Raw genomic sequence first — 12,796 nt, forward strand, 5'->3', positions numbered from 1 at the left:
GCAAAATAATGAACTATCCTATAGAAGAAAGTTGAGGGAGCTAATCGCATATGTTTTATTGAAAGGATGTGATTGAATTATGGAACGGCCGAATTGGGGAATTGGAGGATTAGTATTCGTTGGCTGTATGTTTCTTGGTGGAGGAGTGGGATCTATGTTAGGTAATGCCCAAACTGGATGGCTAATAGGAATGGGCATTGGATTTCTTGGGATGGCTTTAACGAGACTGTTCAGAAAATAATGTAACTGAGATTCTTCTTCTGGTAAATAAGGAAATATGTAAGTAATTCATGGCATAAGAGTTCTATAAATTATAGTTAGAATCTTCTCTTTTGTATTTGTCTTTTCTAAATTTCTCCATACATAGATACGATTCTCAAGTCGGAGGATAGCACCTTAGGGTGTCTTTTTTATGCTTTTTAAAAATGTCTTACCATATAATAGCTGAGTTTTGCTTTCAGTCTCCGATGCCCATTAAACATAAAATGAAAATTCCGCACCATTTAAACTCTGATAACAATTCATACGATCAAGAATAATTGAGTTAATAGCTTTCGGTAGATTGTCATCATTTTTTTATAATACATTAGATTCATTACCGTTTCAGACCTATGTATTCATTCATAACCTAACAGTAAAAGGGGGGATGATTAAAGGTATGGCAGTTAATGAGGAATCAATTTGTCAACAGTTTGCAAGAATTATCGGTGGACAAGAAGGATTCGCCGGTGGGAAATGCGTGGCAACAATAAACAGGGATGAAATACGAGCAACAATCTTGGGAAAACGTTTTAGAGTAACAACTTCCTTTTCATTCGAATCACGAGACAATAAAACTGGACGGGCATTATGCCTAGGCCGAGTAGCACTCTTACAAAAAGAAGTCACTGAATTTGTGGCGACAATTATTAAACAAGGAATAATTGTTTCGTCTATACACAATGAGTGGTTATGTGATGATCCAAATTTGATTTACGTTAATATCGAAGACGTTGATGATCCACTAAATTTTGCAAGAAAAGTGAGAAGAGCATTGTGCAATTAACAAATTTTTTTAGTTAATGGATTGATTACGTTAAATAGAAGATTTCAGCGTGTTGAATGTTATAGTTGTAAAATAGATTTAAGTGGATGGGTTTATAAAATGAAAGAAGGCATTCCGTATTTGGAATGTCTTTTTTATGTTTTTGTTGCTCATGAGGGTGGTTAACTGATTATATGCTGTTTATCTTGCAATAGCAAGAACTGGACGAGGTATCTTTAAAGGTATTTGACTATTTGTAGATACCATATTTTATCAAATGTTATTAGCATATCATAAAACGACAGGGGAGAAATCGCCAGAGAAATACGTCAAATTAGTCATTCCTTCTATAATCTAAGGGGGCGATTTTGTTTTCGAAAAATAATAGGTAAATCATTTGACAATTAAAATAATCTACTTTATTATATGTGCCATAGCATATATATGATGAAACAAATACATTCATTGTGAATGATTGACTGGTATGCTATATCCTTTCATATCTTAATTTATAGAGGTGGTATATGAACTTACATGATTTAATAGGCTATCTTGTTCATCGTACTGATGTGAAAATGACCAATTATTTTACGAAGAAATTAAAGCCGTATGGAGTTACGCCAGAGCAGTGGGGGATTATTAGTGTTCTTTGTAGCCAAAGGAGCACTACTCAAAAAGAGTTGGCGGAAGCTATTGATAAAGATCAAACTACTGTTGTTAGAATGATACAGTCAATGGAGAGAAAAGGGATTGTAAAGAAGGCTTTGAATGACCAAGATAGGCGTTCACATAACCTTTTTTTAACTGAAAAAGGTGACGAGTTAAAGAAAACAATCTTGCCTGTAGTGAAAGACGCTCACCATTTCGTTACGAGTAATTTGAGCGAGGAAGAAATTAAAGTATTACAATCGTTATTAAACAAATTGTATGATACACACTATTAATATTTGTTCCTTATTGATGCTATGCTATTCATAAGGAACAAACTTTGTTTTAGGTATTATATATGCTACAGCATATAATTTCGTTTGGACGAATGGGAAGATAACTTTATTTTGTATCATATCTGATTCAGGTTCACTTTTTTGCCTAGTACCAGTCAAATTTCCGCATTATATATGCTATAGCATGTAATTTTCGGCCCTTTAATATGGAAAAGGGTAATGTAAATGGAAGCGACTTCCATACAGGTAATCTCAGGAAATAGGATAAAGGTAGTGACTATTATCTGAACAATACTGAGTTTTTATCAAATAATAAGAAAGGTGTGATTACTATTTTAATTTTCATCAATATTGTAAAAGTAGTGTTGTTTCTGTTCTTTTTAATGACAGGAACGAAAATTATATCCGGGAAAATGGCAGATGAGTTCAAACGATTTGGTTTACCTTCGTTTTTTAATTTCTTAACTGGAGCTTTTGAGATTGTAGGAGCGATTGGAATGTTGATAGGAATTTGGATTTCAACAGTAGCTTTATGGGCAGGATTGTTATTAGGCGGTACGATGCTTGCAGCTGCATTAACGCTAATTGTATTAGCGAGAGATCCCTTTAAGAAAGCGATACCTGCACTTGTTTTGTTTGTCCTTAGTTTAGGGATAAGTTTGTATCACATTTTTTAAAAATAACCGAAAACTATTAAATTTTCACTTTATGCGTTCAAGTTACTATCATTATGTGATTATTTTACAAATAGGGGGATTCTCAAATTAGTGCTTGAATAATAATAGCAATACGAATTTAGACATTACGATCATTCGGATCATAATCAGTAAAAGAATGGCAAGAATTTTATATTAAAAATAGGAGTGAGTGAAAATGGCATATTTATTACAAGTTGATTTTCCGTTTGAGGGTCCTTTTGGTGAAGAAATGGAAAAAGGATTTTGGGATTTAGCAAATAGTATTAACGAAGAAGAAGGATTCCACTGGAAAATATGGACTGAGAATGAAGAAACAAAAGAAGCTGGAGGCATTTATGTATTTGAAGAAAAACAAGATGCTGAAAAATACGCGGAAATGCACAAGAGCAGACTTGAAGCAGCTGGTGTTAAAGATATTAGAGTAAGAATTTTTAACATCAATGAAAAGTTAACTAAGTTGAATCGTGGGTATATTAAATAATTTCGAAAGTCGGAGCAAGCGTAAAAAGGAGGGGGATAATCCCCTTCTTTTTTTAATTCTTAAATTGATGGTGAGGGGACTCTTACAAAAAAATCTTTGCAAAATTTGTGAAAGAAAAGGAGAGATAAAGGTATTTTAACCTTATCTCTCTTTTTCTATATTCATTTATTTTCAGGTAAGGAGTTGATTAGTTATTACTATTTATAAGAACGTGAAGAAGTGTTGATGCCAGTTGGAACTGTTGTAAAGGTTGAGGGGGCATCCAAGGAAATAGCAGAGATGTGTATGATGATTTGGCGCAGGGGTATGAATCCATCTTCTATGAAATTGTGGGATTATATAAGCATTGATTATCCTGGAGATTTTAAAATGAAATTTACCTAATTATAGAAGTGATTTGAACGTAAGGAAATTGTAAGAAATGCATAAGAAAAAAGAAATTTTTATTATGTAGGATACAAATATAGAGAAGCACAAAAGAGGGAGGATAAATAGGGTTTATTTATACGAAAACCAAACTAGTAACAAGCGCATTCTAAATAAAAAATCATTTATGGTACTAACATACATGTGAAAAAGAGAGGTTTTACCGTTTGTTACAACAGTAGGGATAAAGCCAGAATAGTAGTTTATGTGATGTTTGTAATTGAACAAATAAAAGATGAAATTAATCATTTATCTAAGGAGGCATTTTTTTATGGAAAATAAATTATCTGGGGTGTTAGCCGCTACTTTGGCCCTAACGATGAGCTTGCCAACAGGAGCGATAGCGTCTTCTAGCAGTAAGGCTCCGGTTGTATCTAGCCAAGAAGTTGCTAGTAAAGATTTGGAGAAGATTGCTGCAGAGAACGCTGAACTACTCACGAAGTCCTATGAGACGACTAGCGTGCAGTATGCGCTGATTGATAATGGTAAACTTATTTTGTCGGGGCAGACAGGCAAGAACGACATAGAAGGGAAAGAACCATTAACTAAAGATACTCTATACGGAATTGGTTCAACCAGTAAAGTATATACAGCAGCGGCTGTTATGAAACTAGTAGACGAAGGAAAAGTTGATTTGGATGCTCCTGTTACTGGCTATATTCCTGAGTTCAAAATGAAAGATAAACGATATAAACGCATTACACCGCGTATGCTGTTGAATCACTCCTCAGGTTTGCAAGGTTCGACGTTCAATAATGCATTTTTATTTAAAGATAATGATGCTTATGCCCATGATATCTTGTTGCAACAATTGTCCAACCAAAACTTGAAGGCAGACCCTGGCGCGTTTTCAGTATACTGTAATGACGGTTTTACGCTGGCTGAGATCTTGGTAGAAAGAGTCAGCGGTATGAGTTTTACTGAATTTCTACATCAAAAGTTTACAGAGCCATTAAAACTGAATCAAACGATAACATCGCAAGACAAATGGGAAGACGAAAAGCGGGCTGGACAGTATTCTCCGACATACCAGGGACAGCTTCCAAGTGAAATGGTAAATGTGATTGGTACGGGAGGAATCTCCTCTACTGCAGAAGATGTGGTGCGATTCTCACAAATATTTATGGGACAGGGAAAAGAAATTCTCTCTAATAAAGCAATCAAGGCGATGGAACAAGAAGAATATAAAAAAGGAATGTGGCCAGGAGATAGCGGAAATATGTTCAACTATGGTCTTGGCTGGGATAGTGTGAAACTATACCCATTCAGTGAATATGGGATAAAAGCGTTGACTAAGGGTGGGGATACGATGCTGCAACATGCTACATTGGTCGTGCTTCCAGAACAGAAGATGGCAGCAGCTGTATTGTCCTCCGGTGGGAGCAGCATGACAAATCAACTATTGGCAAATAAATTACTGCTAGCTAGGCTTAAAGAGAAAGGGGCAATTAAGGATATAAAACCAGATAAATCCTTCGGCAAGCCAGTCAAGGCTAAAGTGCCTCAAGATGTGGTAAAAAAAGCAGGATTGTATGGAAATATCCAAAGCCATTTCAAAATAGAGATTACGAAGAAGGGAGAACTGTTTTTACCAACTAAACCGGAAGAAAAATATGTATATACGGCGGATGGAAGCTTTATAAATGAAAAGGGTACTTCCAAGCTTAACTTCGTCACTGAGAAGAATGGAAAAGTTTATTTAAGAGAGAGCACATATGAATTATCACCGGGATTGGGGCAAAATGTGCTGACTCACTATTTAGCTCAGAAATTAGAAAACAATGTGTTACCGAAGAAAACAGCTGCTGCATGGGCGAAGCGCGAGGGCGGCAAGTTCTACCTTGTTAACGAAAAATTTAATTCTATAAATTATCTAGGACAACAAATACCTCTTAACACACAAATTACGATCAAGGATGGCTATTGGGACGGCAAAAAAATTACAGGTCCGAATACGGCGACGCATCAAATTCAGATTCCTGTGATGAATGGGAGGGATACGAAGGAAGCTCATTTCTATACAGAGAATGGTACTGAATATATGGAGATGGCCAGCTTTTTATACGTCAGTGAATCTAACGTAAAATCCCTTGATGCAGGTCAATTATCGAAAGTTACACTGCAAAAAAATGGGCATGCGAAATGGTTTACGATTCCGCAAGAGGTAGCAGGGAAAACGATGAATGTGGAGTTGCCATCAGGAAGTTCATTCGCGGTGTATGATGGGAATGGAGTATGCGTCAATTTTAGCGTTGTTAGTAATAATAACAAAGTGAAACTACCAGAGAACGGAACAGTTGTATTTGCTGGCGCACCGAACTCCGAATTTACAGTCGCATTGAACTAGCTATAACTCGGGATAGACTTCAATAAAACAGTGCGACATGGAAAAGATATTTTATTTGTATCTTAAGTATTACCTTAAATGATATTACACTTAAATTTTTAGTTTAATAGTAATGGGATAGCACCACATGTCTACTAACCTAAGAAAATAAATCAAACCCATGTCCATCAAGCTAGTAAAAATAAATACCCCAAAAATAGTAAAATTGACATTCTCAGAGTAAAAATGTAAAAAATTATTGTTTAGGGGCAGCGTAAAACATTAGTTTGATAGCGATATGGCGCTACTCATAAAAAAAGAAATAGGATAGAATATCCTATTTCTTTTTATTGATATAATAAAATGTAAAGAATAAATCCAAAGTAATGATAATAATTAGAAGTAAAAAGTGTATAAGTGCATCAGTTTTTCCGTTTAGTAAAGACTTTACAAAGAAATCCCATTCTGTTTCATGGGGAGGTTCTATCCAATTTCGTTGCAGACCTAACACCATTCCATTTATGAAATAGAAAATGCTTAATAGAATCCTTCCAACAAATAAGGCAGCTGTTTTTATATTCCAATCCTTTATCTTGATTACATAAAGGATTGGGAATAGTATCAGTATCCAAAAAACAATAATAAAGACTGTATTTCCCATTCTCTCCTCCTAACAAAATGATTGTGTTTTTAATCTTGGTAAATTCTTAGGTTGGAGGTATGTTTCATTGTTACTGGTTAAAAACAAGGGCCAGAATTCCGGCTCCTTTTCTATCCCGCAAAATATAGTTTCACTTTATCTCTCCGTTTCAAAAAACTCAATCCACTCCCCATCAAGGCCAGCGAAGAATATGTAACGTGTTCCATCTGGTAATGTTTCGATTTCATCTCTTAGTAAAAAGGTTACTGCGTGTTTCTTTAGTCTTTCGATTTCATCCTCTAATGAATCCACTTTAAAGCAAATGTGATGTACTTTTCCTTCTGCCGGAAGGGAAGAGTTGTAGCCTTCAATTAATTCGAGTATCGTTTCTTTCGATTCTTCCACACCTAAAAAAGCGAGTTTTAAGTCTGGGTTTGGGTGCCCCATGCGTTTAAGGAGCTGTAAGCCGACTACTTCTTCATAAAATGAGATAGATGCTTCTAAGTTTGCAACCATAAGTCCAACGTGTTCTATTCTTCTAACTGGCATGTAGATTCCTTCTTTCTAAAAATTATATACAATATATTATTGAAAATTAAGAAAATAAGCAAGATAAAAACCTTACAAATTTTAACGTGTTATATGGTATAGTGAGAAAGTATGTTTGGGGAGAAGGAAGGAGATTATACGATGAATACAACTACTCAAACTCCTTCATTATCGGAAACGATGAAAGAGTGGCATTATGCATTAGCGTATGAAATTAAACATTGGAAAACGATAGGTGGTAGTAAAATTTCTATCATGAACGGTCGTTTTTTATATACAGATTATGAAAGTACAGTATACGTATTTCAGCTTATTTCGGAAGTAAGCTTACCTGAAGGTTCACCCATTCGAATTGAGTTCGATGGTGAGGAAGCGACAGGGGAAGTATTATCTATACATGGATTAGAAATAGAGCTGAAATTAAATGATTATATACAAGGTGAAATAAGAGAAGCGGTTTTATATAGTGAACCGTGGCAATTGTTAGAGCAACTGCAAGAGCGATTGAAAGAAGCACGTAAAGATAAGCTGAAACGTAATCGTATAAAGCGTCTTGTTGATGGGACGAGCAGCCCGAAACATATTGAGAAGATGAAAAATCCGAAAAATGAACTGGCATATCGCGCGTTTTACAATCCGACAACGTACGTATGGGGACCGCCGGGAACAGGGAAGTCTTACAATTTATCACGTATTATTTCGGCCCATTATCAAAAAGGAAAATCGGTACTTGTGTTAGCTCATAGTAATGCGGCAGTAGACGTATTAATGAGTGAAGTAACGAAGCAAATTGAGAAGAAAAAGAAATGGACGCCTGGCGAAATTGTTCGTTACGGTTATAGTCAACATGAACATATACGAAATCATGAAACGTTACTTGCATCTAAGTTAGTTGAAACGACGAACGAATCATGGGGTGAGGAAAGACTCTATTTAGAAGAGACACGCCAAGAGCTTCGTGAAAAAATCTTATCGTATAAGGCAACGTCCTCTGATAAGAAGCGTATGCAGGAGATTGAAAGTGATCTTCGAAAGCAAAAGGCTAAAATTAAAGAAGTAGAAAAAGAATATATTGAAAATGCGAAAGTAATCGGCGCAACTTTATCGAAATGTGCCATTGATGCGCTAATTTATGAGCGTACATTTGATTTAGTTGTCGTAGATGAGGTGAGTATGGCGTTCGTTCCGCAAATTGCATTAGCTGCTTCACTTGGGAAACGTATCGTCGTTTGCGGTGACTTTTTACAGTTACCTCCAATTGCGATGGCAAATCATGAACTTGTTCGCAAATGGCTTGGGGAAGATATGTTTTACCATGCTGGGATTGTTGAGTCTGTTAATAAATCAGAAGCACACCCAAACCTATTTATGTTGCAGGAACAAAGACGTATGCATGCGGATATATCGAAGTTTACGAATTCGTTTATTTATAAAAATAGAGTATACGATCATCCGTCTGTTTCAGAGCGTAAAGAACTTGCACAGTTACAGCCGTTCGCAAATGAGGCGAGCGTTTTATTTGATACGAGCCAAATGGGAGCTTTTTCGTTAAAAGATGCTGCTTCTGGTTCACGTTTTAACATTATGTCTGGTTTAGTAGCAATGCAAATGATGTTAATCGGATTGTTAGATGGTGTGCAATCAATTGGTATTGTGACACCTTACAGGGCGCAGTCACGCTTTTTATCGACGTGTATGAGAGAAATGTTGCAGAGAACGAAATATCAAAACATACCAGTTTTAGCGGCGACAGTTCATAAGTTCCAAGGTTCTGAAAGAGATATGATGATTTTTGATACGGTTGACAGTTATCCGCAAGAACGACCTGGCGTATTATTCTTTGATCACAAAAACCATCGCCTCGTCAATGTAGCAGTGACAAGGGCGAGAGGGAAGTTCATTCAATTATCAGATTGCCATTATATGCGTAAAAACCTTTCGAGAAAACAAGCGTTATCACAATTAACAGCTCATATAGAACGTCACGGAGATGTGTATGATCGCACGACATCAAGACAATTGTGGGAACGAAAAATATCGAAACGTTTACGCTGGTTTATGGAAATGAATCTTGAGGAAACGAAAGGGCTATTAAAAGATATTTTAGCAGCAAAACGAAAAATTATTATTTCACTTCCAAGTACAAAACAAGTGGATAAGCGAGTATGGCAAGCGTTAATGCGTACAAATGCGCAAATAACAGTGTATAGTGACGGACCAGTTCCACTGAAAAATGTAAAGTTACAAAGACAAAATAAAGCATTCCCGTTCCTAGTAATCGATGATGAAATCTTCTGGGCAGGCGCACCGCTTACATCTCAAATGATGTTTGAAGGTAGTACGGAATTTCCGTACGTATGTGCAAGACTGCAAGCACCTGAGACAATTGGTGTATTAAAAGGATTTTTAGATATTCGGTAAATTCGGATAGGAATTCCTTGACTTTTACTTGGAATGAACTTAGAATAAAAAATAATTTAATATAATTTTATGAAAATTCTTATCACGAGAGGTGGAGGGACTGGCCCTATGATACCTCGGCAGCGGATTCGTTATGAATACTGTGCCAATTCCAGCAAGGTAACTTGAAAGATAAGAAAGAAGCTCATTTTGACTGTATATACAGAAGCCTCTTTCTATCTTTTAGAAAGAGGCTTTTTTACGTGAAAATAAAAGGAGGAAGAAAAATGGGAGCGACAGGAGTAGCGTCACAAAGAAAAACAATTGAAGAGAGTATCGAAAGAAATAAGGAAAAGTACATAGAAACAAGTCATGATATTCATGCGAATCCAGAGATTGGTAACCAAGAGTTTTACGCATCAAGAACGTTAAGTTTATTACTAGGTAGTGCAGGGTTTCAGTTGCAGCACAATATAGCTGGACATGAAACGGGATTTATCGCGCGAAAAAGCTCTGGAAAACAAGGACCGGCAATCGCATTTTTAGCGGAGTACGACGCTTTACCAGGACTCGGTCATGCGTGTGGTCACAATTTAATCGGCACAATTAGTGTTGCAGCAGCAATCGCATTATCAGAAACGCTTGAAGAAATTGGCGGGGAAGTTGTCGTGTTTGGTACACCAGCTGAAGAAGGAGGACCGAACGGTAGCGCAAAATCGAGTTATGTAAAGGCAGGCTTATTTAAAAATATTGATGCGGCGCTTATGATTCATCCGAGCGGAAAGACAGCGACAACGAGTCCTTCACTAGCAGTCGATCCACTTGATTTTCATTTTTACGGAAAAACAGCTCACGCCGCAGCTTCACCAGAAGAGGGAATTAACGCATTAGATGCGGTGATTCAGCTCTATAACGGTATTAACGCACTTCGCCAACAACTTCCGTCAGACGTGAGAATTCATGGCGTCATTACAGAAGGCGGAAAAGCACCTAACATTATTCCTGAATATGCCGCAGCAAGGTTCTTCATCCGTGCAGCAACGCGAAAAAGATGTGCAGAAGTAACAGAAAAAGTAAAAAATATTGCTGAGGGAGCAGCGTTAGCAACAGGTGCAAAAGTAAAAATCCATCAATTCCAAAATGAAATCGATGAATTACTCGTAACAAAAACATATAACGATATTGTAGCGGAAGAACTAGAACTATTAGGTGAAGATGTAAATCGTAAAGAAAGAGTAGGAATCGGTTCAACCGACGCAGGAAACGTAAGTCAAGTCGTACCGACAATTCATCCGTACATTAAAATCGGACCAGATGATTTAATTGCACATACAAATGAATTTAGAGAAGCAGCACGTTCAGAACTTGGAGATAAAGCATTAATTACATCGGCAAAAGCATTAGCAAATACGGCGTATCGATTAATTACGGAAGAAGGGTTGTTAGAGAAGGTGAAGGAGGAGTTTAGAGAGGCGCAGAGGAATCAAGGGTAAGGGGATTAAGGTACTTTTTTCGAATAGCAATCTAAATAATAAGTAGAAATATAAAAAAGAACATTGAAAATCAATGTTCTTTTTTGTTACTAATCATTAATTTTGTTGGATTTTCTCATAAAGGAAAAGCTTTTACTGTTAGCGGAGGATAATACGTATCCTTTATTAGAATGACAATTTCTCCTCAAACTCACTCTTTAAAACAATTAAAGGAGATGACAAGCCAAATTGCATTAAAGAGTCTAAAAATGTAGCGAGAGAATCCATCGAATCGCTCATGACCTTCATCATATAATTAAATTCCCCACTAATTCGAAATAAATCTGTTACTTCAGGAGCTGCATTACAATACTGGATAAAATCAGAGCATTGGCTCGTTTTAAACATGATGAATGCTTGAATGTTTTTATTAATTTTTGCAGGCTCAAATTTCGTTCGATAAGCCGCTATAACTCCTTGATCTTCAAGCTTGTTAATACGTTCTTTTACAGCAGGCTGCGTCATGGATATAATTCGTCCTATTTCTGAAACAGAAATTCTCGCATTTTCATACAACAAGTTCATAATTTTATGATCGATTTCATCCAGTTTTACGGCGTTTTGCATTGTGTAGCCTCCTTATTTTTGTTTTATAAAGTAAATTACGAATTATAACTATAATATCATAAGCGAATGGACTAAATTACCTATAAATCTATATTTAAAATGATTGGTGTTTACATGAAAATATAAGTATAGGTTTTTATCAAACGGAAATTTAGGAAGGATGGAAAAAATGAAGAATCTTGATGGGAAAGTAGCGTTAGTAACAGGAGCGAGTCGCGGAATTGGCCGTGCGATTGCGATGAGATTGGCGAAAGATGGAGCATTAGTTGCGATTCACTACGGCCGAAATAAGGCAGCTGCAGATGAAACAATTAGTGAGATTGAATCTAATGGAGGAAAAGCGTTCTTAATTGAAGCAGAACTCAATTCAATTGATGGTGTCAAAAAGCTAGTAGAACAGTTAAAGCATGAATTACAAATAAGAGTTGGTACATCAGAGATTGATATTTTAGTAAACAATGCAGGGATAGGTACACAAGGGACGATTGAAAATACAACAGAAGAAATTTTTGATGAAATTATGGCCGTAAATATTAAGGCGCCATTCTTTTTAATTCAGCAAACATTACCGTTACTACGAGTAGAAGGGCACGTTATTAACATTTCATCAGCGGAAGTAAGACTTGGTTTTACAGGGTCCATTGCATACGGTTTAAGTAAAGGTGCACTAAATACGATGACACTTCCTCTAGCTAAACATCTTGGAGAACGAGGTATAACAGTGAATACAATTATGCCTGGATATACGAAGACAGATATCAATGCGAAATTGCTAGATAATCCGGAAATACGAAATTTTGCTACGAATTCATCTGTGTTCGGACGAATAGGGCAAGTTGAAGATATTGCAGATGCAGTAGCATTCCTTGCTTCTTCTGATAGCCGCTGGGTAACAGGGCAAGTATTAGATGTTTCTGGAGGGTTTTGTTTATAGGGGTACTACTCCATACCCATTAAGCTAATCAAGTAAATTACTAGATATGAAACGATCCTCGTTTCATATCTGGTGATGTATAGAAAGGTAGGGATGCTAAAGAAGCCTATTCAAACGTGATTTTTTCGCTAGGCAACTTGAATAAGGGGGCTATTTTTTATTGTTACTGTAATCTAAAATAATCAAATTTTATTTTACAGTAACAATAAAATAAATTATTGACCGCATGGTACAAAAAAGGGTATTCTATTCATGTTATCTTTAAAATAGGAGGG

Annotated in this window: 13 protein-coding genes and 1 riboswitch; of the genes, 10 read left to right on the top strand and 3 right to left on the bottom strand. The window is 36.3% G+C overall.

What is annotated here, in order from left to right; translation table 11 throughout:
- The first annotated feature begins 79 nt into the window (after positions 1-79).
- The 7 genes from ACZDYH_RS24730 (at position 80) to ACZDYH_RS24760 (ending at position 5,920) form a co-directional block, all read left to right on the top strand.
- Entirely contained in the window at positions 80-241 is a 162-nt protein-coding gene (locus tag ACZDYH_RS24730; RefSeq protein ID WP_000441009.1) for a hypothetical protein, read from the top strand.
- Between the two features lie 417 nt (positions 242-658).
- Positions 659-1,045: a DUF1259 domain-containing protein gene (locus ACZDYH_RS24735; protein ID WP_002204749.1), complete on the top strand. Its 387-nt coding sequence runs from the start codon at positions 659-661 to the stop codon at positions 1,043-1,045.
- 503 nt (positions 1,046-1,548) lie between these two features.
- The gene (locus tag ACZDYH_RS24740) at positions 1,549-1,968 is read left to right on the top strand and encodes a MarR family winged helix-turn-helix transcriptional regulator (protein WP_001048563.1); all 420 of its coding nucleotides are present in this window, start codon (positions 1,549-1,551) and stop codon (positions 1,966-1,968) included.
- A gap of 326 nt (positions 1,969-2,294) precedes the next feature.
- Positions 2,295-2,645 carry a DoxX family protein gene (locus ACZDYH_RS24745; protein ID WP_033685496.1) on the top strand — a complete coding sequence of 117 codons (351 nt, stop codon included), beginning with the start codon at positions 2,295-2,297 and terminating at the stop codon, positions 2,643-2,645.
- Between the two features lie 196 nt (positions 2,646-2,841).
- Positions 2,842-3,147: a monooxygenase gene (locus tag ACZDYH_RS24750; RefSeq protein WP_023522446.1), complete on the top strand. Its 306-nt coding sequence runs from the start codon at positions 2,842-2,844 to the stop codon at positions 3,145-3,147.
- A gap of 225 nt (positions 3,148-3,372) precedes the next feature.
- Complete coding sequence (locus ACZDYH_RS24755; RefSeq protein ID WP_160310375.1) at positions 3,373-3,531, top strand: DUF4176 domain-containing protein; 159 nt, start codon at positions 3,373-3,375, stop codon at positions 3,529-3,531.
- A 313-nt stretch (positions 3,532-3,844) separates the two neighbouring features.
- Positions 3,845-5,920 (top strand): serine hydrolase domain-containing protein, encoded by a 2,076-nt coding sequence (locus tag ACZDYH_RS24760; protein WP_049108421.1) that lies wholly within the window; start codon positions 3,845-3,847, stop codon positions 5,918-5,920.
- 316 nt (positions 5,921-6,236) lie between these two features.
- On the opposite strand, the gene ACZDYH_RS24765 is transcribed toward ACZDYH_RS24760, so the two are convergent.
- Positions 6,237-6,560 (bottom strand): hypothetical protein, encoded by a 324-nt coding sequence (locus ACZDYH_RS24765; RefSeq protein ID WP_016122820.1) that lies wholly within the window; start codon positions 6,558-6,560, stop codon positions 6,237-6,239.
- Between the two features lie 135 nt (positions 6,561-6,695).
- Positions 6,696-7,088, bottom strand: a complete 393-nt coding sequence (locus ACZDYH_RS24770; RefSeq protein WP_088345439.1) for a VOC family protein — start codon at positions 7,086-7,088, stop codon at positions 6,696-6,698.
- Positions 7,089-7,199: 111 nt separating this feature from the next.
- Here ACZDYH_RS24770 and ACZDYH_RS24775 point away from each other — a divergent pair, with 111 nt between their 5' ends.
- Together ACZDYH_RS24775 and ACZDYH_RS24780 are read left to right on the top strand one after the other, a co-directional pair.
- Positions 7,200-9,509 carry an AAA domain-containing protein gene (locus ACZDYH_RS24775; protein ID WP_326303358.1) on the top strand — a complete coding sequence of 770 codons (2,310 nt, stop codon included), beginning with the start codon at positions 7,200-7,202 and terminating at the stop codon, positions 9,507-9,509.
- Positions 9,510-9,585: 76 nt separating this feature from the next.
- A riboswitch (SAM riboswitch) is annotated at positions 9,586-9,687 on the top strand.
- A gap of 88 nt (positions 9,688-9,775) precedes the next feature.
- Positions 9,776-10,981 (top strand): M20 family metallopeptidase, encoded by a 1,206-nt coding sequence (locus tag ACZDYH_RS24780; RefSeq protein ID WP_326304627.1) that lies wholly within the window; start codon positions 9,776-9,778, stop codon positions 10,979-10,981.
- A gap of 165 nt (positions 10,982-11,146) precedes the next feature.
- Here the strand turns inward: ACZDYH_RS24780 and ACZDYH_RS24785 are convergent, their stop codons facing one another.
- On the bottom strand, positions 11,147-11,587 hold the full coding sequence (locus tag ACZDYH_RS24785) for an Lrp/AsnC family transcriptional regulator (protein ID WP_001178564.1): 441 nt from the start codon (positions 11,585-11,587) through the stop codon (positions 11,147-11,149).
- Between the two features lie 169 nt (positions 11,588-11,756).
- Between ACZDYH_RS24785 and ACZDYH_RS24790 the strand changes: the two genes are divergently transcribed.
- Entirely contained in the window at positions 11,757-12,521 is a 765-nt protein-coding gene (locus tag ACZDYH_RS24790; RefSeq protein WP_326304626.1) for an SDR family oxidoreductase, read from the top strand.
- The last annotated feature ends 275 nt before the right edge of the window (positions 12,522-12,796 follow it).

The sequence above is a fragment of the Bacillus sp. EB V-12 genome, from assembly GCF_056158125.1.